Below are 21838 nucleotides of genomic sequence, written 5' to 3'. Positions count from 1 at the left end.
GATCAGGCGACGGCAACGACGTCGAGGATGCGCTGTACCACACGGTCCTGGTCGATGCCCGCCGCTTCAGCCTCGAAGGACAGGATGATGCGGTGGCGCAGCACGTCGAACAGCACGGCCTGGATGTCTTCCGGGCTGACGAAGTCGCGCCCGGCGAGCCAGGCGTGGGCCCGGGCGCAGCGGTCCAGGGCGATGGAACCGCGGGGGCTGGCGCCGTAGGCGATCCACTCGGCCAGTTCCGGGTCGAACTTGGCCGGGGTGCGGGTGGCCATCACCAGTTGCACCAGGTATTCCTCCACCGCGTCGGCCATGTACAGGCCGAGGATTTCCTTGCGCGCGGCGAAGATCGCCTGCTGGCTGACCCGGCGCTCGGGCTTGGTTTCGCCGTTCAAGGCTTCGCCACGGGCCTGCTGGAGGATCCGCCGCTCGACGGCGGCGTCCGGGAAACCGATCTTGACGTGCATCAGGAAGCGGTCGAGCTGGGCTTCGGGCAGCGGGTAGGTGCCTTCCTGCTCGATGGGGTTCTGGGTCGCCATCACCAGGAACAGCGGCGACAGTTCATAAGTGCTGCGCCCGACACTGACCTGACGCTCGGCCATGGCCTCCAGCAGCGCCGACTGGACCTTGGCCGGGGCGCGGTTGATTTCGTCGGCCAGCACCAGGTTGTGGAAGATCGGCCCTTGCTGGAACACGAAGCTGCCGGTTTCCGGGCGATAGATTTCGGTGCCGGTGATGTCCGCGGGCAGCAGGTCGGGGGTGAACTGAATCCGATGGAATTGCGCTTCAATGCCTTCGGCCAACTCTTTGATGGCCTTGGTCTTGGCCAGCCCCGGAGCGCCCTCGACCAGCATGTGGCCGTCGGCGAGCAGGGCGATGAGCAAGCGCTCGATGAGTTTTTCCTGGCCGAGAATCTGCGTTGAAAGAAAGGTTCGCAGCGCCAAAAGCGCTTCACGATGTTCCATCGGTGACTGTTCCTGGAGAGGGTGCACCCCGGGCGTTGAAATAACGTTGGGGCTGGGGGCGATACTTTAATCCATAGCGGGGTGCGGCGACTAACGGGGAACGGCTGATTTAGCGAATTAGTCGAAAAAATCCGTGTTTTATCCAGCCCCACGCGCCACCTCCCCCTGGTAGGAGCCGGCTTGCCGGCGAAGAGGCCGGCAAGGCTTGCGTTGGAGCCGAAGACGCCTTCGCTGGCAAGCCAGCTCCTACGGGCGGGGGCGGTATTGAGGTTGTGGTAGGAGCCGGCTTGCCGGCGAAGGGGGCGGTGAGGTTTGCGGTGGGGCCGAAGACGTTTTCGCTGGCAAGCCAGCTCCTACGGGCGGGTGCGGTATAGAGGTTGTGGTAGGAGCCGGCTTGCCGGCGAAGAGGGCGGCAAGGTTTGCGGGGGAGCCGAAGACGCCTTCGCTGGCAAGCCAGCTCCTACGGGCGGGCGCGGTATTGAGGTTGTGGTAGGAGCCGGCTTGCCGGCGAAGGGGTCGGTGAGGTTTGCGGTGGGGCTGAAGACGCCTTCGCTGGCAAGCCAGCTCCTACGGCCGTGTGCGGTATTGAGGTTGTGGTAGGAGCCGGCTTGCCGGCGAAGAGGCCGGTGAGGTTTGCGGTGGGGCCGTAGACGCTTTCGCTGGCAAGCCAGCTCCTACCGGGAGGGGCGGTGTCGCTCAGGACAACTGGCTGATGTAGGTGCCGGTGCCCTTGAGGATGTTCTGCAGGGTCAGCTCCACTTCGGCCAGGTCCGAGGCGGCGGTGCTGTGGCGGATTTCCAGGTGGTCGGCGCCATTGAGGGCGTCGGCATCGGCGGCGGCGATTTCGATCAGCAGGGTGGTCGGGCTCAGGGTGACCTTCACGCCATCGAGGGTCGAGGGTTCACCGTCGAGGGTGATTTCCAGCTCGTCTTCATCCGGGTAGCGGCTCATCAGGAACATCTCGCCCTGGTTGCTGTGGCAGCAGAGCATGGCCATGTTGTCTTCTTCGTCGTCGCAGGGGTTGGCGATCAGGTGGGCGGTGGTCATCAGCATGGGGGCGTTCCTGGGTCTTGGGCCGGCGGCGGCCGGGCGCTGCAAAAAAGGAAACAATTCTGCCAGTCCGGGGGAATTTCTGCTGGCCTGTCTGTCTGAGAACAGGTCGTGGACGCATCAGGTCCGGCAGGCGCTTTTGGTACGCAAGTACCCTGAAACCGGGGAAAACCCCTGGTTTTTCCCCGTTGCCTGCTAGTGTTGTTCAGGGCATGAGCGTCCGGTTGCGTGCCGTTGACCGAATATGTCGCAGCATCGCAAGCAGTTGTCGCGTTCCACTCGTTAAGCTGCGCAGCGGACAATTTGTTCTCGAGTGCAATAGGTTGCGTCTGATTTTCGATGGTCACCTGTAAAGGCATTGCGCGGAATGTCGGCGCCAGTCGTTTTTGCAGATGCCCATCCCGGGAAGGTGAATGTGACCTGTACGCCTCGTCCAGCTTCATCCACCTGGCATCCTGCGACCTCTGCCCGAGACCAGGAGCAGGATGCACCAACGCCCCGCAAGGGGTTTGCACGCGACGCTACCATCAATAACAAGCCCAAGCGGAGTACCACAGATGGCGTTCTTCACCGCAGCCAGCAAAGCCGACTTCCAGCACCAACTGCAAGCGGCACTGGCGCAGCACATCAGTGAACAGGCACTGCCACAAGTGGCGCTGTTCGCTGAACAATTCTTCGGCATCATTTCCCTGGACGAACTCACCCAGCGTCGCATGTCCGACCTGGCGGGCTGCACCCTTTCCGCATGGCGCCTGCTTGAGCGCTTCGACCACGCGCAACCGCAAGTGCGCGTCTACAACCCCGACTATGAACGTCACGGCTGGCAGTCGACCCACACCGCGGTGGAAGTGCTGCATCACGACCTGCCGTTCCTGGTGGACTCGGTACGCACCGAGCTCAACCGTCGCGGCTACAGCATCCACACCCTGCAGACCACCGTGCTCAGCGTGCGCCGCGGCAGCAAGGGCGAACTGCTGGAAGTCCTGCCCAAGGGCACCCAGGGCGAAGGCGTGCTGCAAGAGTCGCTGATGTACCTGGAGATCGACCGCAGCGCCAATGCCGCCGAGCTCAGCGTGCTGGGCAAGGAACTGGAGCAGGTACTGGGCGAAGTGCGCGTGGCCGTGGCCGACTTCGAGCCGATGAAGGCCAAGGTCCAGGAACTGATCGAAAGCATCGACAACAGCCAGTTCGCCATCGCTGCCGATGAAAAGAGCGAGATCAAGAGCTTCCTGGAATGGCTGGTGGGCAACCACTTCACCTTCCTCGGCTATGAAGAATTCGTGGTCGGCACCGACCAGGACGGCGGGCATATCGACTATGACCCGAGCTCCTTCCTCGGCCTGGCCAAGCTGCTGCGCGCCGGCCTGACCAGCGAAGACCTGCGTATCGAAGACTACGCCGTCAACTACCTGCGCGAACCGACGCCGCTGTCGTTCGCCAAGGCTGCGCACCCCAGCCGCGTGCACCGTCCGGCCTACCCGGATTTCGTTTCGATCCGCCAGATCGATGCCGATGGCAAGGTGATCAAGGAATGCCGCTTCATGGGCCTCTACACCTCCTCGGTGTACGGCGAAAGCGTGCGGGTGATTCCTTACATCCGCCGCAAGGTGGAAGTCATCGAGCAGCGCTCGGGCTTCCAGGCCAAGGCGCACCTGGGCAAGGAACTGGCCCAGGTCCTGGAAGTGCTGCCACGGGACGATCTGTTCCAGACCCCGGTGGACGAGCTGTTCAGCACCGTGATGTCGATCGTGCAGATCCAGGAACGCAACAAGATCCGCGTGTTCCTGCGCAAGGATCCGTATGGCCGCTTCTGCTACTGCCTGGCCTACGTGCCGCGCGACATCTATTCCACCGAAGTGCGGCAGAAGATCCAGCAAGTGCTGATGGATCGCCTGCAAGCCACCGACTGCGAATTCTGGACCTTCTTCTCCGAGTCGGTGCTGGCCCGCGTGCAGCTGATCCTGCGAGTGGACCCGAAACAGCGCATCGACATCGACCCGCTGCTGCTGGAAAAGGAAGTGGTGCAGGCCTGCCGCAGCTGGCAGGACGACTACGCCAGCCTGGTCGTGGAAAGCTTCGGCGAAGCCCACGGCACCAATGTCCTGGCGGACTTCCCGAAAGGCTTCCCGGCCGGCTACCGCGAGCGCTTCGCCGCCCATTCGGCGGTGGTGGACATGCAGCATCTGCTGAGCCTGTCGGAAGCCAATCCACTGGTGATGAGCTTCTACCAGCCCCTGGGCCAGGTGTCCGGCCAGCGCGAGCTGCACTGCAAGCTGTACCACGCCGACACCCCGCTGGCGCTGTCCGACGTGCTGCCGATCCTGGAAAACCTCGGCCTGCGGGTGCTGGGTGAGTTCCCGTATCGCCTGCGCCACAACAACGGTCGCGAGTTCTGGATCCACGACTTCGCCTTCACCGCTGCCGAAGGCCTGGACCTGGATATCCAGCAGCTCAACGACACCCTGCAGGACGCTTTCGTCCATATCGTCCGCGGCGACGCCGAGAACGATGCGTTCAACCGCCTGGTGCTGACCGCCGGCCTGCCATGGCGCGACGTGGCGCTGCTGCGCGCCTATGCCCGCTACCTGAAGCAGATCCGCCTGGGCTTCGACCTGGGTTACATCGCCAGCACCCTGAACAACCACACCGACATCGCCCGCGAGCTGACCCGGTTGTTCAAGACCCGCTTCTACCTGGCGCGCAAGCTCACCAGCGAAGACCTGGAAGACAAGCAGCAGCGTCTGGAGCATGCGATCCTCGCTGCCCTGGACGAGGTTCAGGTGCTCAACGAAGACCGCATCCTGCGGCGCTACCTGGACCTGATCAAGGCCACCCTGCGGACCAACTTCTACCAGACCGACGCCAACGGCCAGAACAAGTCCTACTTCAGCTTCAAGTTCAACCCGCACCTGATCCCCGAGCTGCCCAAGCCGGTGCCCAAGTTCGAGATCTTCGTCTACTCGCCACGGGTCGAAGGCGTGCACCTGCGCTTTGGCAACGTGGCCCGCGGTGGCCTGCGCTGGTCCGACCGCGAGGAAGACTTCCGTACCGAAGTCCTGGGCCTGGTAAAAGCCCAGCAAGTGAAGAACTCGGTGATCGTGCCGGTGGGCGCCAAGGGCGGCTTCCTGCCCCGTCGCCTGCCGCTGGGCGGCAGCCGGGACGAGATCGCGGCCGAGGGCATCGCCTGCTACCGCATCTTCATTTCCGGCCTGCTGGACATCACCGACAACCTGAAAGACGGCGTCCTGGTGCCGCCGGCCAACGTGGTGCGTCACGACCACGATGACCCGTACCTGGTGGTGGCGGCGGACAAGGGCACCGCGACCTTCTCCGACATCGCCAACGGCATCGCCATCGATTACGGCTTCTGGCTGGGCGACGCCTTCGCCTCCGGCGGTTCCGCCGGTTACGACCACAAGAAGATGGGCATCACCGCCAAGGGCGCGTGGGTCGGCGTGCAGCGCCACTTCCGCGAGCGCGGGATCAATGTCCAGGAAGACCCGATCACCGTGGTCGGTATTGGCGACATGGCCGGCGACGTGTTCGGCAACGGCCTGTTGATGTCCGACAAGCTGCAACTGGTGGCGGCGTTCAACCACCTGCACATCTTCATCGACCCGAACCCGGATCCGGCCACCAGCTTCGTCGAGCGCAAGCGCATGTTCGAGCTGCCGCGTTCGGCCTGGAGCGACTACGACACCAGCATAATGTCCGAGGGCGGCGGGATCTTCTCCCGTAGCGCGAAGAGCATTGCCATCTCGCCGCAGATGAAAGAGCGCTTCGACATCCAGGCCGACAAGCTGACCCCGACCGAGCTGCTCAACGCCTTGCTCAAGGCGCCGGTGGACTTGCTGTGGAACGGCGGTATCGGCACCTACGTCAAGGCCAGCACCGAGAGCCACGCCGATGTCGGCGACAAGGCCAACGACGCCCTGCGCGTCAACGGCAACGAGCTGCGCTGCAAGGTGGTGGGCGAGGGCGGCAACCTGGGCATGACCCAATTGGGTCGTGTGGAGTTCGGCCTCAATGGCGGCGGTTCCAACACCGACTTCATCGACAACGCCGGTGGCGTGGACTGCTCCGACCACGAAGTGAACATCAAGATCCTGCTCAACGAAGTGGTGCAGGCCGGCGACATGACCGACAAGCAGCGCAACCAGCTGCTGGCGAGCATGACCGACGAAGTCGGTGGCCTGGTGTTGGGCAACAACTACAAGCAGACCCAGGCCCTGTCCCTGGCCGCGCGCCGTGCCTACGAGCGTGCTGCTGAGTACAAGCGCCTGATGAGCGACCTGGAAGGCCGCGGCAAGCTGGACCGCGCCATCGAGTACCTGCCGACCGAGGAGCAGCTCAACGAGCGCGCCGCGACCGGCAAGGGCCTGACCCGTCCCGAGCTGTCGGTGCTGATTTCCTACAGCAAGATCGACCTCAAGGAAGCCCTGCTCAAGTCTCTGGTGCCGGATGACGACTACCTGACCCGTGACATGGAGACCGCGTTCCCGCCGAGCCTGGTGGCCAAGTTCTCCGAGGCCATGCGTCGTCACCGCCTGAAGCGCGAGATCGTCAGCACCCAGATCGCCAACGACCTGGTCAACCACATGGGCATCACCTTCGTGCAGCGCCTGAAGGAGTCCACCGGCATGAGCCCGGCGAATGTCGCCGGTGCCTACGTGATCGTGCGGGACATCTTCCACCTGCCGCACTGGTTCCGTCAGATCGAGGCCCTGGATCACCAGGTTCCGGCCCAGGTGCAACTGGAGCTGATGGACGAGCTGATGCGTCTTGGTCGTCGGGCTACCCGCTGGTTCCTGCGCAGCCGGCGCAACGAGCAGGATGCCGCGCGGGACGTCGCCCACTTCGGTCCGCACCTCGCGGCCCTGGGCCTGAAGCTCGACGAGCTGCTGGAAGGTCCGACCCGCGAAGGCTGGCAGGCCCGCTACACCGCCTACGTCGAGGCCGGCGTACCGGAGCTGCTGGCGCGCATGGTTGCAGGGACTACCCACCTGTACACCCTGCTGCCGATCATCGAGGCCGCGGATGTCACCGGTCACGATGCCGCCGAAGTGGCCAAGGCCTACTTCGCCGTGGGCAGCGCCCTGGACCTGCCGTGGTACCTGCAGCAGATCAGCGACCTGCCGGTGGCCAACAACTGGCAGGCGGCGGCGCGCGAAGCCTTCCGCGACGACGTGGACTGGCAGCAGCGGGCGATCACCATCAAGGTTCTGCAACTGGCCGACGCGCCAGCGGACATGGAAGCCCGCGTGGCCCTGTGGCTGGAGCAGAACGCGAGCATGGCCGATCGCTGGCGCGCAATGATGGTGGAAATCCGTGCCGCCAGCGGCACTGACTACGCCATGTATGCGGTGGCCAACCGTGAACTGCTGGACCTGGCGATGAGCGGTCAGTCGGTGCTGTAACGGCCTGACCCCGCCCAGAGCAAAAAAGCCCCGTATCGCAAGATACGGGGCTTTTTTATGGTCCGCCGGTAGGTGCCGGCGGGCGGCTGGCGCGTCTTAGTGGGCCGCCGAGGCGTCCTGCTCGACCACCATGTCCAGCACGTAGACCGTGGACGGGGCGTCGGCGGGGGCATTCTTCCATTCGTACTGCTTGACCCGCAGCACGTTGCGCACGCCGTCCTGGTGCTCATAACCCTCGATGGACTGGTACAGCGGATGCCAGCTGTCCTGGGTCGGCAGTTGCAGGCCGGAGGCGTCGTAGCGCCGCTCACGCACTTGCAGGCACTGGAAGTTGGGGATCAGCGGGTGGCTGCACTTGACGGTCTTGGCCGCCACTTCCAGGAAGCGCGTCTGGCCTTGGCTGCCGTAGCGGGTTTCCGGGGTCGGCTGGCCCTGGAACTTGAGCTGCGTGCCGTTCTGGGTGGTCAGCTGCAGGGTCGGCGTCGACTCATCGCCGTCGAAGCGGGTGCGCAGCTCGCCTTTGAACAGGCGGCCGATCTCCCCATCCAGGGCCATCAGGCTTGGCTCGCAGGCCATCAGGGTCGAGGCCAGTGGCTGCACCTTGAGCAGGCCATTTTCATGCTGGAAGCCGCCGAACTGGCGATTGCAGCCGCCGCTGATGTTGAGGTTGTGCCCGGTGAAGGTCAGGCGCAGCTGGCGCTCGATGCCCTTGTCCAGGGTGGCGATGGGCTTGCCCGCCGCGTCGCTGGCCGCAACCAGCTGCCAGTAGTAGGCGGACAGCGCCGGCTGCGCGCTGACGGAGGCGGTGCTGGCGGGCATGGAAGAGGATCCTTCAGGGGTAGTGGAAACCGGGGCGCAGGCCTGGAGCAGGGCGGCACAGACGGATACGAGGAGGATATTTTGCTTCATGGTTCGCTCTTTCAGCCTTGAGGGAATACGGCCTGCCGCGGGGGCAGCAGGCCAAGGCCGGTAACCTGTGGCAGTCAAGCACTCGTGCGTTGCGCGGCGCTGCCACCTGGGCCGCCGACCGCCGGACGAGCTGTGCCGTTACCGATTGCGATGTGACAGCACTGTGCCAGTTCCGTTGCATGCTCGGGGGTACGCGGGAGTGTTACAAAATCTTGCGCGATGCCGATCAGCGGGTTGCCCGCCGCCGGCCGGGCTGGGCGGGCCTGGATGTGGCCGCACCCAGGGTGCGGCGCTGACTCGGGGGAGGACGCCCGCCTTACCAGAACCAGTAAGGCAGGAACTTGGGGTCGGGTTCGTTGGCCAGTTCCAGGTGATAGGTGATGGCGTTGAAGAAGAACCCATCGAGCAGGAGAAACGCCGCCACGCCGAATGCCAGGACGATGACCTCGTAATGCCGGTGTGCGGCGTATTGCCGGGTGATCCAGTAGCGCACGCCGCTGAGCAGGGCAAAGCTTGCGAACACCCCGACGAAGTTCGGCTGCAAGGGCCGCGCGGCAAAGCCGTTGTAGCCCAGCACCAGCAGCGCCAGGAGCGCGCCGATGGTCGGCAGGTTCAGGCACAGGCGCAGCAGGCGCCTGCGGGTGGCGCTGAACAGGCCGTTGGGGTCGATGAAGATGTAGGCCGCCAGCAGGGAAATGGCCGGGGTGATGGACAGCACGTAGCGGGCCTTCTTCGAGTTGGGAATGGTGAAGAACAGGATCAGCACCACGAACCAGGCCCCCAGGTGCAGCAGCAGGCGCGGCGCCGACAGCGGCGGGGCGCCGAGCCACTGGCGAGTGCTCCTGGCCATGACGGTCAGGGCATAGAAGGCCGTGAAGCTGTAGGTGAGCAGCCCGATGCTGAAGTAGAAGTAGTAGCGCGGCGAGTGATCGCTGGCGATCCGGCCCAGGCCCTGCATCTCCAGTACTTCCTGCATGAAGGCGTCGCCGCCCTGGATGTAGGCGGCCCAGGTCAGCAGCGCGACCCCGGCGGCGAACAGCAGGCCGCTGACCAGCGAGAAGATCACCAGGGTCCGCCACTGCCGGCTCAGCAGGTAATAGGTGCCGACCACCAGCGCCGGGCCGATCATGCCGATCGGGCCGCGCAGGGAAAAGCCCAGGATCAGGCCGAGGAACACCAGCGCCAGGCGTCCCCGCTGCTGCTTGAGATCGGCGGAGTAGGCCAGGTAGAAGCAGCCAGCGGTGATCAGCGCGGGGTAGATGTCCAGGGCCAGGGAGTTGACGCTGTCGAGGAAGGCCCAGGTGAACAACGCAAAGAGCACGCCGCAGACGCCCCATTTCTGTTCGTGCAGGGCTCCCAGCTTGTAGATGAACACCAGCATCAACGAGGCGGCGATGCAGAAGGGCAGGCCCATCGACAACACCGACAGCTGGCCGAACGGCAGCGAGGCCAGATAGACCAGCACCGTGTTGACGATGGTGTAGTCGGGATAGGGCTGCAGATCGTCGGCGATGGGGAACAGCGTCATGCCGTGCTGCAGCATGTAGTTGGCAAAGTCGACGAAGCGCGTGGTGTAGTTGAGGACCGCTGGTTTGTACTGCAACCCCATGAATAGCGCGAGGGCGATCAGGAAGATGCTGTGGCAGGGTCGTTGCAGGATCAGTTTCTTATAGCTTTCCATGCTTCCAGTCAGGCAAAAAAAACGCTGATGATACGGTGGCCGGTCGTCGAACGCCACCCACCCGCGGTATTCCGGGCCCTTGTCGGCGCCGGGTTTCAAGGCGCGGCAATCTAGCGCGATCGAGGTTAACGACCGGTATACGTGGCGTGGCCGATCAAGGGCTGGCGGCGCGCTGCGCCATGGCTCGCAGGGCGATCTTCGCCCGCTGCATTTGGGGTTGCCCAGGCACGCCGCCAGGCCCTGCAACGGGGCCGGTGGCGGTCAGCGGCCCGTGGGCGCCACTCAGGGCCGTTGCGGCTTGACCGAGGTGCCGAAGGTGTTGCCCATGCGCACGCTGGTGGCCGCCGGCGTCGACAACCCCAGCTGGTTCGGCGGGCGCTTGTGCGCTGCATCCTGCTGGGCCTGCTGATTGGCCTGGGCGGCCTTGGCGGCGTCCGGGTTGTTGCCCAGCTGGCGGCTCAGGCAGTTGTAGTCGGGGGCCTTGTAGCCGCCGACGCTGACTTCCACACAGCCCTCGCTGGCTTCCTCGGCCTGCAGCGTCCAGGGCAGGGCGCTGAGCAGCAACAGGACAGCGGTGTAGCAGCTTGAACGTTTCATCGTGGCCTCCTGGCTGGCCCGTGGAATCGGGCCTCGATGGCGGCCGAGTGTAGTGCAAAGTCCGGATCCGGACAGTGATGGTTTTTTTGCCGTGGCCGTAACACCAGATTCATAAATTGGCCTCAGGATGACGCTTTTCAGGGATTGGACGCTCGTGCAGCAACGCAGCGCGCAGGTCGGGCGATGGACCTCATTGCACGGGAGCTTGGCGACCTGGGTGCTGGGCCTTGTGCTGCTGGCGCCACTGCCCCTGGCCTGGGTGCAAGCCGCGGTCGAGGGGCCACCCCGGGTGGATTCCCAGGCCGTGCTGGAGCTGGAGATTCCGGCCCAGGAGCTGGCCCAGGCCCTGGAGCGCTTCAGCCGCTTGACCGGGATGGCAGTGCTGGTGGACCAGGACCTGGCCCGGGGCCGGCGTTCGGTGGGGATCAAGGGCCACTACAGCGCACGCGAGGGCTTGAGTCGCCTGTTGGCGGGCACTGGCCTGGTGGCGCGTTATGCCCGCAGCGACGCATTCACCCTGCAGGTGCCGCAGGCCTCGGTGCCTGTGGTGCCCCAGGGCGTCAGCAGCGCTCGCGCGACGCGGCTCAACAGCAGCTACGCCAGCGCCGTGCAGCAAGCGGTGGAGCGCAGCCTGTGTGCATCGCGCCTGACCCGGCCGGGGGCGTTCCGCGCCTTGCTGCAACTGTGGATCGGCGCCGATGGCACGGTGCAGCACAGTCGCCTGGTGAGCTCCACCGGCGATCTGCAACGGGACGAAGCCCTGGTGCAGCGCCTGGCGGCAACCCGGGTCGAACGCCCGGCGCCCAGCTCGCTGCGTCAGCCGCTGACCTTACTCTTGATACCGGACACAACAGGGAAACGCATGGACTGCAAGGAATGGGAAGGAGCTTCCGGGGTATGAAAAATACCGGACACAGTACGATGGTCAGGCTGTTCCTGACGTCCTACGAGGACTTTCGGGTGCGCTTGCGCAGGCGCCTGGGTTCCGAGGATCTGGCCAACGACGTCCTGCATGAAACCTACCTGCGGGTCGACCGCATGGAAGAGCCGCCGAACCTGCAGCAGCCCAATGCCTACCTGTACCGCATGGCCCTGAACATCGCTGCCGATCGGCGCCAGTCCGACGCCCGCCTGCTCACCGGCGAGGAAGTCGAGGAACTGCTGCAGATCGCCGATGACGCCCAGGACCCGTCCCGGGTGGTGGGCGGGCAGAAAGAAATCCAGACCCTGCTCAAGGCTCTCTACGAGCTGCCGGCGCGGCGGCGCAAGATCTTTATCGCCGCGCGCCTGGAGGAGGCGCCGCACCTGGAAATCTCCCAGCGCTTCGGCATTTCCACACGGATGGTGGAGAAGGAACTCAAGGCCGCCCTGGGACATTGCGCCCTGCGCCTTGAAAGAAAAGTCATTCAGCGGTTCGGTCCCGGGGCTGGAAAACCGTCCTAGACAAGAGTCCCTGATCAATCCGTGAGTACCTGCGCGCTTGAATATTTTTAGCCTCTCCCCATCCCAGGCCTCGGCGGATCCGCAACTGCTGAGCGAAGCCCGGGACTGGCTGGTCCTGCTGACGTCGGGCCGGGCCACCGCCGCCGACGCCCGAGCCTTGCGCCAGTGGTGTGCGCAGAGCCCGCAGCACGCCGCCGCCTTCGAGCAGACCAAGGCCCTGTGGCACTGCCTGCAACCGGCGGCGGTGCAGTTGGAGCTGCAGTCGCGGCCGCGCCATTTCGGGCGGCGGGCCTTTCTCGGCGGTGCGCTGGCCGCTTCGGCGGCGCTGTTCATGGTCCGGTTCACGGTACCGGGCGGTTTTGCCGGGTTGACCGCAGACTTTTCCACTGCGGTCGGCGAACAGCGCCGGGTCGATCTGGCCGAGGGCCTGAGCCTGGAACTCAATACCCAGACCCGCATCAGCCGCCGGGATCCGGCCCCGGGGGAACAGGCCTTCGAACTGCTGGAGGGCGAGGTGGAAGTCTTCAGCCAGCGCCAGCAGCCGCTCCAGGTCCAGGCCGGTGAGGGCAGGCTCAGTGCTCGTCAGGCGCGCTTCAACCTGCGCAACACCGACCATCAAGTCTGCGTGACCTGCATCGAAGGCAGCCTGCAGGTGGCCGTGGCCGGGCGCAGCATTCGCCTGGACAGCGGTCGGCAACTGACCTACGACGCCACGACGGTGGGCGAGCCGACCGCCGTGGACCCGCGGAACGTGATCGCCTGGCGCGAACAGGTGCTGGTGTTCGACAACGCCCGCCTCGACACGGTGATCAGCGAGATCAACCGCTACCGCCCCGGAATGCTGGTGCTGCTCAACGCCGAACTGGGCCGGCGCAAGGTCCAGGCGCGTTTCACCCTCAACCAGCTGGCGGGCGTGGCCCTGCTGATCCGCGACGCCTACGGCGCCAAATGCACCGAACTGCCCGGCGGCGTGGTGCTGCTCAGCTGACCCGGCCGGCCTGGCCGCTGCGCGGCTCGCTGTAGGAGCTGGCTTGCCAGCGAAGGGCCCAGCACGTTCATCCTCAATCCATGCGATCTCTAGAGTCTGGCCGCTGCGCGGTTCGCCGGCGAGCCGGCTCCTACGGCGCGAAGAGTTCGCTGTAGGAGCTGGCTTGCCAGCGAAGGGGCCAGCACGTTCACCCTCAATCCATGCGATCTCTAGGGTCTGGCCGCTGCGCGGTTCGCCGGCGAGCCGGCTCCTACGGAGCGCGGAGAGGGGCTGGTTATTCCAGTGGCCCCAGTACCTGGCGGTAATGTTCTTCACCCTGGGGCGTTTGCCGGGTCAGGCGGATCTCCAGGCCCTCGGGGTTGTCCCGGCGATTGCCGCTGAGCTGGCGCCAGCCCTTGCCGCGCTCCCAGACCCGCACCTGCAGGTCACTGACCCGCCGCAACACCGCCACCCCGTCCCGGGGCGCGGGCAGGGGGTAGCGGTCCCGGGCCTCGGCCACGGCGCGGTACAGGGTGTCGCCCTTGAGCCACCAGCGCACCCGTTGCAGGCCGTCGCCGGGGTTGGCGGCGCTGCGGATCACCTCCAGGCGAAAACCCTTGCTGTCGGAGCTGCGCACGCTCAGCGGCGCCGGGCTGTCGGGCTCGGCCTCTTCGCTGTCGGCGCGGATCGGTTCGCGCAGTTGCACGGCCGCCCGCAGGGCGACGTCGCGCTCTAGCTGGTTGAGGCTGCGCAGCAGTTCCTCGGTCTGTTCGGTACTGGCCTTGAGGTGGGTATCGGCCCGGGTGACGCTGTCCAGGCCGCGCCAGGCAATCAGGCTGACGATGGCCATGAGCATCACCGCCACCAGCACTTCGATCAGGGTAAAGCCGTTCTGCCCAGGCTTCATGGTTGCTCCACCACTCGCAACTGACCGGCGGCGCTGCGCTCCACACCGAGGCTGTGGCGGCCGTCGGAGAGCACCAGCCGCAGCGGCGGGGTGATCCACTCGGCGTTGAGGATCAGCCGCTGCCCGGGTTCGATGCGCACTTGCAGTCCCGGGGTTTCCCAGGCGCGGGGGCGCAGCAGGGCATCGCCACGCAGGTCGTCGACGCCGTTCCCGGACGGCGCCCGGCGGCTGAAGGCAAAGCCCTTGGCGGTGGCTTGCCAGGTGATCGGCCGGCCGTCGGCGCGGGCCTCGGCCTGGGCCACCTGCAGCAGCTGCGCCAGGCGTTCGGCGTCCTTGCGCAACAGTTGCAGCGGGTCGGGCTTGAGGCTCAGGCCCACCGCCGCGCTGGCGATGCCGATGATCACCAGGACCACCATCAGTTCGATCAGGGTGAAGCCCCGTTGCTTGCCCGACGGCATCGGATTGCACTCCTTGGCGACAGGATCAGCCGGCCTGGGGCCGATGATCGCTGGGTGAAATAAAACCGTGAGAATTGACCTGTAGGCTGCGCAAACGGACAAACAGGAGGTCCCGCCAATGCTTGCCACCATGCTGCGTGCCGCAGATTTCTCAGCCCCTCGACTGGTGCAGTACACCGCGCTGCTGGCGGCCCTGGCCGGGGTGGTCACCTGGTCGTCGCTGCTGCTGACCCCGGCCGAATCCCAGACCCCGGCCGTGGCGCCCCAGGTGCTCGCGGCCCGTTCCGACAGCCCAGCCCTGCAGTGGTTTGCCAACCAGCCCAGCACCGTGGAGATCAAGGTGTCCGGGGTCATGGCCGGGGCCCGTGGCGCGGTGGCGATCCTGCGCCTGAACGACGGGCCACCGCGCAGCTTCCTGGCCGGCGAACAACTGACCCCGGGCGTGCGCCTGGCGGCAGTGGAGGCCGATGGCGTGCTGATCGAGCGCGGCGCCGAGCAGTCGCGGATCAAGGTCAGCAAGCTGGCGGACTCGCCGCCGTTGCCGCGGCTGACCCGCTGAGGCTCACGGCCGCGGCTCCTGGGGGCGGCCGAGGAGGGTTTCCAGGCGGGCCAGGGGCGGCGCGTCGCGGCCGCGTTCGCGCACCTGGACACTGACCTTCAGCAGCCCGGGCAGCGCCGCGGCGCCAATCGACTGTTCGCAGCGCAGCGCCAGGCGCCCCTGGTCGCAATCGACACTCTTCAACCCGCTGGGTAAACGACCTTCCAGGCGCAGCTCGGCAAGTCGGCTCTGGGCCGCCAGCAGGGCCAGGGACTTGTCCCGCAGCAGGCCGTTGCTCTGGGTCATCAGCCCGGCCACGCGCACCGCCGCGGCCATCGCCACGGCAATGATGGCCAGGGCCACCAGCACTTCGATCAGGGTGAATCCAGCTTGTTTGCGCAGGGCTTGCATGGGCCGCTCGACACCGGGAAACAGCCTCGCAGCCTAGCCTGCAGGCTTGACCGAATGGCGACCGAAACTCCCGAGGTTTTTCAATACCACTGACATATCTTCTTGCAACACTGCGCGACGAATCGAACTCAAGCCAAGGAATGTCGAGATGGATATCGCGCCTGTAACGTCAACCGCCGCACCCCGGGGCCAGCGTGGCTTCACCCTGATCGAGATCATGGTGGTGGTGGTCATCCTCGGGATTCTCGCGGTCATGGTGGTGCCCAAGGTGCTGGACCGTCCGGACCAGGCACGGGCCACCGCGGCCAAGCAGGACATCGCCGGACTGATGCAGGCGCTGAAGCTGTATCGCCTCGACCACGGCAGCTACCCGAGCATGAACCAGGGCCTCAAGGTACTGGTGGAACGTCCGGCCAACGCCAAGGACAGCAACTGGCGCTCCTACCTGGAACGCCTGCCCAACGATCCCTGGGGGCGCCCTTATCACTACCTCAACCCGGGGGCCAACGGCGAAGTGGACGTGTTCTCCCTGGGCGCCGACGGCCAGCCCGACGGCGAAGGCGTGAATGCCGATATCGGCTCCTGGCAGCTCTAAGGCCTGCCATGAACAGTCATTCGCCCGGTGCGGCGAAGCAGCGCGGCATGGCCATCATCAGCGCCTTGCTGATCGCCGCGGTGGTGGCGGTGCTCGCCGCCGGCATGCTGGCGCGGCAGACCGTCCTGACCCGCGCGGTGGAAGCCGAGCAGGCGCGGATCGTCGGCGCCCAGGTCCTTCAGGGCGGCCTCGAATACAGCCGGCAGTTGCTTTGGCAAGCCCGTCAGCGCGAGGTCCTGACCCGGCTCGACCAGCCCTGGGCGCGGCCCCTCGGCGATCCGGCGCCGGGCGCATCCGGCGGCGGTTTCCAGGGCCGCCTGCAGGACCTGCAAGGCAAGTTCAACCTGCGCAACCTGGTGTTCAACCAGCAGGTGGACCCGGAGCAGGTGCAGGCCTTCTACCAGCTGTGCCAGCTGCTCGGCGTCGACGCGGCCCTGAGCCGGCGCATCAGCCAGCGGGTGATCGCCTCCTATCCGCAGCGCCTGTCCAGTCCGGCCACCGCCGCGGGCACTCCTGGTGCCTTCAACAGCGGTCGCCTGACCTCGCCCGGGGCGGCGCAGCAGATCTTGCCGCCGCGCCAGCCGATGCTGCGCAGCCTGGACGACCTGCTGGGCGTTCAGGGCGTCGACGAGGCGTTGCTGGCGCGCCTTGAGCCCTACGTCAGCGTCTTGCCGGGTAACACTTGGGTCAATGGCAACACCGCCAGCGCCGAAGTACTGGCGGCGGCGGTGCCGGGGCTGTCGTTGTCCCAGGCCCGGGCCCTGGTGGCTGAGCGCGACGCCGGGCACTGGTTCATCAACCGTGGCGACTTCGTCAATCGCCTGCACCTGCCCTTTGCCGTGCAGGAACGGATCAAGGTCGGCATCACCAGCGAGTGGTTCCTGCTCCAGGGGCAGGTCCGTCGCGACCAGCGGCAGATCACCCTGCACGCCTTGCTGCACCGCCCCGAGGACCGCATGCCCCAGGTGATCTGGTCGCGGGTGGGCGCATGAGCCGCTTGCGCATCGCCTTGCCGCCCCTGGCCGAGCTGTTGCAGGCGCCCCGGCCGCTGGCCGTGCCCCTGGAATACGCCCGGCTGGACCGCGCCGGGCGGGTGACCGAGCTAGGCCGCAGGCCCCTTGAGGCATTGGGCCAGGACGCCCGAGGGCTGGCACTGGAGTGCTTTCTGCACCCGCAGGACAGTCTGCTGGCCTGCATCGAGTTGCCGCCGTTGCCGGCGGCGCGGATCAAGGCCGCGGTGGACTGCGCGGCCCAGGCGCTGATCTTGGGGTGCGGCGAGTCGATGCATGTCGCCCACGGCCCGCGGGATGCCCAGGGGCAGGTGACCTTGAGCTGGCTGCCCAAGAGCGGTTTGCAGGCCCTGGGCGAGTTGCTGCAACAGGCCGGGCTCAAGCTGTCGGGCCTGTACCCGGCGCCCTACGCCCTGGCGGCGCCGGCGCCGGGGCAGCACAACCTGTGCCTGCTGGACGGTCAGTTGCTGCTGCGCCACGGCGCCGCCCAGGCCAGCGTGCAGCCTCTGGTACAGGACACCCTGGAGCAGTTGCGCGCCTCCGGCGCCGAGCTGTGCTGGATCGGTGACGATGCCCCCGAGGGAGCGCTGCAGCGCTTGCCGGTCGAACAGCGCTGGAGCGGTGCGGCGCCGGCCTGGGGCCTGCAGGCGGGGGCGACGGCGGCGCGCGGCGCGGTCCAGGGCTGGGGCCGAGCCCTGGGTTGCTGCGCCCTGGCGGTGGCCGTGTGGGTCCTGGGCCTGAACCTGTATGCCGCCCGTGAGGCCGAGCAGGGCCAGCGCCTCAAGAGCCAGATGAGCCAGCGGGTCCGGCAGGTATTTCCGCAGTTGCCGGTGGTGCTCAATCCGCTGCAACAGGCCCGCCAGCAACTGGCGGTGCAGCAGAGCGGGGCGGCGGACCCGAGCCAGGGCTTCGGCAACCTGCTGCTGCAGGCCGGCAGCGCCATGCCGTTCATGGTGGGCAGCGTGCAGAGCCTGAGCTTTGCCGACCAGCGCCTGCGGCTGGAACTGCTGCCCGATACCCCGAAGCGCGCCGACAGCGGCTGGCAGGGGGCCTTGACCCAGGCCGGCTACAGCGTCCAGACCGAGGGCAATGGCTGGACCCTGGGCCCGGCCACGGGCGAGCCGAGCAATGTCACCGACAACACCCCGGGAGCCGAAGATGAATAAGGCCCGGCTGGCCCAGTATCAGGCGCGCTGGTCACGCCTCTGGACCCAGGCCCGGGGCCATTGGAAGGCGCTGGCGCTGCGGGAGAAACGGCTGCTGAGCGCCACCGCCCTGGGCGTGCTGGGGCTGTTGCTGTGGTGGCTGTTGATTCAGCCGCCGCTGAAGAAGATCGACTACTGGCAAGCCGAGACGCCGAAGCTGCGCTCCCAGGCCGAGGCCCTGGAAGTGTTGCTGCACCAGGCCGCGGGCACCAACCGCCGGGGCGCCGACCTTGAGCAGGCCCTGCGCCAGACCCTGGACCAGGCCGGGCTCAAGGACCGTTACCAGTTGCAGCACACCGATCAAGCCGGCCCCGAGAGCTGGCAGTTGACCTTTGAGCAGGCCCCGGCGGATGCCGTGGTCGGCTGGCTGCTGGGGACGCCCCGACAGCTTTCACTGCAGGTGGTGCAAGCCCGGCTGCAACGCGCCGCCGCGGACACCGCCCAAGACTCGGCAGGCACACTGTCCGGGACCGTTCGCATGGATCAGGCGCAGGGCGCTAAGGAAGCTTCATGAAGGGGTCAGGCTCCAACTACGTGCGCCAGTGTCGCAAGGTCGCACCGTTTCTGCTGCTGGCGCTGGGGGCCTGCAGCAACACCACCTCCACCACGCCGCCACCCTTGCTGGTGGACAGTGAACTGGGCCAGCCCCTGGCCGACACCCGGCGCAGCGGTGACGCCCTGGCCGATCGCGAACGCTTGCAGGCGCAACAGGCCCAGCGGCCGAAAGTCCTGCACCCGGTGACCGGCAGCCGCCGCGGCCAGGGCACGCCGCGCAGCGCCGGGGTGCCGCGCAACCCCCTGGGGGACCAGCCGGTGCAACTGAACTTCGTCGAGGCCGATATCCAGGCGGTGGTGCGCGCCTTGTCCCGTTCCACCGGCCAGCAGTTCCTGGTGGACCCGCGGGTCAAGGGCAACCTGACCCTGGTCAGCGAGGGCCAGGTGCCGGCCCATCAGGCCTACGACATGCTGCTGGCGGCCCTGCGCATGCAGGGCTTTGCCGTGGTGGACGTGGGCGGGGTGGCCCAGGTGGTGCCCGAGGCCGATGCCAAGCTGCTGGGCGGGCCGATCTACAGCGGCGACAAACCGGCGGGCAACGGCATGCTGACCCGCACCTTTCGCCTGCAATACGAAAATGCGGTGAACCTGATCCCGGTGCTGCGGCCTATCGTTTCGCCGAACAACCCGATCAATGCCTACCCGGGCAACAACAGCATCGTGGTCACCGACTATGCCGAGAACCTGCAGCGAGTCGCACAGATCATCGACGGCATCGACACCCCCAGCGCCATCGACACCGATGTGGTGGCGGTGCAGAACGGCATAGCCGTGGACATTGCCACCATGGTGGCCGAACTGCTGGAAACCCAGGGCGCCGACCCCACCCAGAAGATCAGCGTGATCGGCGACCCGCGCTCCAACTCCATCATCATCCGCGCCGGCAGCCCGGAGCGCACCGAGCTGGCGCGCAACCTGATCTACAAGCTGGACAACGCCCAGAGCAACCCGAGCAACCTGCACGTGGTCTACCTGCGCAACGCCCAGGCCGGCAAGCTGGCCCAGGCCTTGCGCGGCCTGCTCACCGGCGAGAGCGACAGCGCCGGCAACGATGGTGCCCGAGCCATGCTCAGCGGCATGGGCGGCAGCACCCAGGGCGGCCAGGGCAGCGCCCAGAACAGCAGCGGCACCCCCACCGGCAGCGGCACCCTCAACAGCAGCGGCAGTGGCAGCGCCTATGGCCAGGGCGCCAGCGCCAGCAGCCTGAGCGGCAATGCTCAGCAGAACGACCAGAACACCGCCTTCAGCGCCGGCGGCGTGACCATCCAGGCCGACGTCACCACCAACACCTTGCTGATTTCCGCGCCGGACCCGCTGTACCGCAACCTGCGGGAAGTCATCGACCAGCTCGACCAGCGCCGGGCCCAGGTGGTGATCGAAAGCCTGATCGTCGAAGTCGGCGAAGACGACGCCAGCGAGTTCGGCGTGCAGTGGCAGGCCGGCAACCTCGGCGGGCGTGGCGGCTTTGGCGGGGTCAACCTTGGCGGCAGCGGGCTGCAGGGCACTCCGGGCAGCAAGACCAGCATCGACGTCCTGCCCAAGGGCCTGAACATCGGCGTGGTCAACGGCAGCGTGGACATCCCGGGGATCGGCAAGGTGCTGGACCTCAAGGTCCTGGCCCGGGCCCTGAAGAGCAAGGGCGGGACCAACGTACTGTCGACGCCGAACCTTTTGACCCTGGACAACGAGGCGGCGAGCATCTTCGTCGGCCAGACCATTCCCTTCGTCACCGGCAGCTACGTCACCGGTGGCGGTGGCACCAGCAACAACCCATTCCAGACCGTGCAGCGTGAAGAGGTGGGCTTGAAGCTCAATGTGCGGCCGCAGATTTCCGAAGGCGGCACGGTCAAGCTGGACATCTACCAGGAAGTCAGCAGCGTCGATCCCCGGGCCTCGGTGGACGCCGGGACCGTGACCAACAAGCGGGCGATCGACACCAGCATCCTCCTGGATGACGGGCAGATCATGGTCCTGGGCGGTTTGCTGCAGGACGGCTACAGCCAGAGCAACGACGCGGTGCCTTGGCTGTCGAGCATCCCGGGGATCGGGGCGTTGTTCCGCAACGAGAAGCGCAGCATCACCAAGACCAACCTGATGGTGTTTTTGCGGCCCTACATCATTCGCGACAGCGGCGCGGGGCGCAGCATCACGCTCAATCGCTATGACTTCATGCGCCGTGCCCAGGGGCAGTTGCAGCCCGAACGCAGCTGGGCGATGCCGGATATGCAAGCGCCGCAGTTGCCGGCGGCCAGCAAGGCGATTCCCGGGGTGGCGCCGGTGTCGTTGCAGACACCCGGACAGGGGCCGCGGGCGACGATCAGGGCGGTGCCGGTGCAATGAAGGTGTTCATTCATAGGCATGGAGCCTATGTCCGTTGTTGTGGTCATGGCCACTTTCGCGGGGGCTTTGACGGCCAATGGAGGGGGCACATATCCGTTGCGGTGGTTTGCGGTTTTGTCTTTGCGGCGAGGTTGACGGGGTCCATATCCGGTGCTGCGGTAACGGCCGCTGGTGGTTTCGTTTTAATGGCGTGGGGGTGGTGTACATATCTGTTGCTGCGGGTGTGGCCGTTTGTGGTTCCGCTTTTACAGCGGGGGATGGGGGACATATTGGGTACATATCCATTCCTGCGGGTGTGGCCACTTATGGTTTCGCCCTTACGGCGAGTCCCTTTTTACAAACGCCTAAAAAGGAACCAAAAACGCTTGCCCCTCCATGGGCCCCTCGCTGGGGCTCGGGGTTCCCTCACTTCGGCATTGCTCCGGGGGCCCGCCGCCAACCGGCCATCCATGGCCGGGTGGCGGCTAGCTCGGCATCCATGCCGAGCTGCCCCCTACGCAACGCCTACGCTCGGCCGGCTGGGAAGGGGCCTGAAGATCAAGATCAAAAGCCAAGCGCGTTTACGCGCTGTCCGTAGGAGCCGGCTTGCCGGCGAAGAGGCCCGAAAGACATGCGCCGCCCCGGCGGACGCCTTCGCTGGCAAGCCAGCTCCTACGGAAGGGGGACGAGGCCGCAAGGCCAAAGTTGGCTCCGGCTCTTGCTCCGGCTCTTGATCTTGATCTTGATCTTGATCTTGATTTTGATCTTCAGGGCCCCGTTAACCACGATGGCCGAACGCAGGCATTGATCCGTG

The 21838-nt window shown here is 66.3% G+C and carries 18 protein-coding genes; 10 read left to right on the top strand and 8 right to left on the bottom strand.

Annotated features, from left to right (window positions below; translation table 11 throughout):
• Positions 1–2: 2 nt before the first annotated feature.
• Together BLV47_RS15950 and BLV47_RS15945 are read right to left on the bottom strand one after the other, a co-directional pair.
• Complete coding sequence (locus BLV47_RS15950) at positions 3–962, bottom strand: AAA family ATPase (protein ID WP_060839545.1); 960 nt, start codon at positions 960–962, stop codon at positions 3–5.
• 696 nt (positions 963–1658) lie between these two features.
• Positions 1659–2015: a hypothetical protein gene (locus BLV47_RS15945; RefSeq protein ID WP_092315138.1), complete on the bottom strand. Its 357-nt coding sequence runs from the start codon at positions 2013–2015 to the stop codon at positions 1659–1661.
• Between the two features lie 554 nt (positions 2016–2569).
• Here BLV47_RS15945 and BLV47_RS15940 point away from each other — a divergent pair.
• Positions 2570–7429, top strand: coding sequence for an NAD-glutamate dehydrogenase (locus tag BLV47_RS15940; protein WP_092315136.1), 4860 nt, complete (start codon positions 2570–2572; stop codon positions 7427–7429).
• Between the two features lie 96 nt (positions 7430–7525).
• Here BLV47_RS15940 and BLV47_RS15935 read toward each other — a convergent pair whose 3' ends face one another.
• The 3 genes from BLV47_RS15935 to BLV47_RS15925 form a co-directional block, all read right to left on the bottom strand.
• Positions 7526–8248, bottom strand: a complete 723-nt coding sequence (locus BLV47_RS15935) for an META and DUF4377 domain-containing protein (protein WP_244168888.1) — start codon at positions 8246–8248, stop codon at positions 7526–7528.
• A gap of 406 nt (positions 8249–8654) precedes the next feature.
• Positions 8655–10019: an ArnT family glycosyltransferase gene (locus BLV47_RS15930; RefSeq protein ID WP_092315132.1), complete on the bottom strand. Its 1365-nt coding sequence runs from the start codon at positions 10017–10019 to the stop codon at positions 8655–8657.
• Between the two features lie 282 nt (positions 10020–10301).
• Entirely contained in the window at positions 10302–10616 is a 315-nt protein-coding gene (locus tag BLV47_RS15925) for a hypothetical protein (RefSeq protein ID WP_092315131.1), read from the bottom strand.
• A 205-nt stretch (positions 10617–10821) separates the two neighbouring features.
• On the opposite strand from BLV47_RS15925, the gene BLV47_RS15920 reads away from it, so the two are divergent.
• From BLV47_RS15920 to BLV47_RS15910, 3 genes are read left to right on the top strand one after another with little or no spacing between them, the layout of a single operon-like run.
• Positions 10822–11517, top strand: a complete 696-nt coding sequence (locus BLV47_RS15920) for an STN domain-containing protein (RefSeq protein WP_244168887.1) — start codon at positions 10822–10824, stop codon at positions 11515–11517.
• Positions 11514–12059 (top strand): RNA polymerase sigma factor, encoded by a 546-nt coding sequence (locus BLV47_RS15915; RefSeq protein ID WP_092315127.1) that lies wholly within the window; start codon positions 11514–11516, stop codon positions 12057–12059. The genes BLV47_RS15920 and BLV47_RS15915 overlap by 4 nt, the downstream gene beginning before the upstream one ends.
• Positions 12060–12096: 37 nt before the next feature.
• The gene (locus BLV47_RS15910) at positions 12097–13047 is read left to right on the top strand and encodes a FecR family protein (protein WP_092315125.1); all 951 of its coding nucleotides are present in this window, start codon (positions 12097–12099) and stop codon (positions 13045–13047) included.
• A 274-nt stretch (positions 13048–13321) separates the two neighbouring features.
• On the opposite strand, the gene gspJ is transcribed toward BLV47_RS15910, so the two are convergent.
• Both gspJ and gspH read right to left on the bottom strand, forming a co-directional pair.
• Positions 13322–13933 (bottom strand): type II secretion system minor pseudopilin GspJ, encoded by a 612-nt coding sequence (gspJ, locus tag BLV47_RS15905; protein ID WP_092315123.1) that lies wholly within the window; start codon positions 13931–13933, stop codon positions 13322–13324.
• Positions 13930–14391 carry a type II secretion system minor pseudopilin GspH gene (gene gspH, locus BLV47_RS15900; protein ID WP_092315121.1) on the bottom strand — a complete coding sequence of 154 codons (462 nt, stop codon included), beginning with the start codon at positions 14389–14391 and terminating at the stop codon, positions 13930–13932. The genes gspJ and gspH overlap by 4 nt, the downstream gene beginning before the upstream one ends.
• Positions 14392–14521: 130 nt before the next feature.
• Here gspH and BLV47_RS15895 point away from each other — a divergent pair, with 130 nt between their 5' ends.
• Positions 14522–14950, top strand: coding sequence for a type II secretion system protein N (locus BLV47_RS15895; RefSeq protein ID WP_092317257.1), 429 nt, complete (start codon positions 14522–14524; stop codon positions 14948–14950).
• A gap of 3 nt (positions 14951–14953) precedes the next feature.
• Here BLV47_RS15895 and gspI read toward each other — a convergent pair whose 3' ends face one another.
• On the bottom strand, positions 14954–15340 hold the full coding sequence (gene gspI / locus BLV47_RS15890) for a type II secretion system minor pseudopilin GspI (RefSeq protein WP_092315119.1): 387 nt from the start codon (positions 15338–15340) through the stop codon (positions 14954–14956).
• 148 nt (positions 15341–15488) lie between these two features.
• Here gspI and gspG point away from each other — a divergent pair, with 148 nt between their 5' ends.
• Genes gspG through gspD form a run of 5 tightly spaced genes read left to right on the top strand, consistent with a single transcriptional unit; the run spans position 15489 to position 21045 of the window.
• Positions 15489–15935: a type II secretion system major pseudopilin GspG gene (gene gspG / locus BLV47_RS15885; RefSeq protein ID WP_047304124.1), complete on the top strand. Its 447-nt coding sequence runs from the start codon at positions 15489–15491 to the stop codon at positions 15933–15935.
• Between the two features lie 8 nt (positions 15936–15943).
• Positions 15944–16927 (top strand): type II secretion system minor pseudopilin GspK, encoded by a 984-nt coding sequence (gene gspK, locus BLV47_RS15880; RefSeq protein ID WP_092315117.1) that lies wholly within the window; start codon positions 15944–15946, stop codon positions 16925–16927.
• Positions 16924–18111 (top strand): type II secretion system protein GspL, encoded by a 1188-nt coding sequence (gene gspL, locus BLV47_RS15875; RefSeq protein ID WP_092315115.1) that lies wholly within the window; start codon positions 16924–16926, stop codon positions 18109–18111. Before gspK ends, gspL begins: the two co-directional genes overlap by 4 nt.
• Positions 18104–18664 carry a type II secretion system protein GspM gene (gspM, locus tag BLV47_RS15870; RefSeq protein ID WP_092315113.1) on the top strand — a complete coding sequence of 187 codons (561 nt, stop codon included), beginning with the start codon at positions 18104–18106 and terminating at the stop codon, positions 18662–18664. The genes gspL and gspM overlap by 8 nt, the downstream gene beginning before the upstream one ends.
• On the top strand, positions 18661–21045 hold the full coding sequence (gene gspD / locus BLV47_RS15865; protein ID WP_092315111.1) for a type II secretion system secretin GspD: 2385 nt from the start codon (positions 18661–18663) through the stop codon (positions 21043–21045). The genes gspM and gspD overlap by 4 nt, the downstream gene beginning before the upstream one ends.
• Positions 21046–21838 lie beyond the last annotated feature (793 nt).

The organism is Pseudomonas saponiphila (assembly GCF_900105185.1).
Classification (GTDB): Bacteria; Pseudomonadota; Gammaproteobacteria; order Pseudomonadales; family Pseudomonadaceae; genus Aquipseudomonas; species Aquipseudomonas saponiphila.
This window is presented reverse-complemented; position numbering and strand designations above follow the sequence as displayed.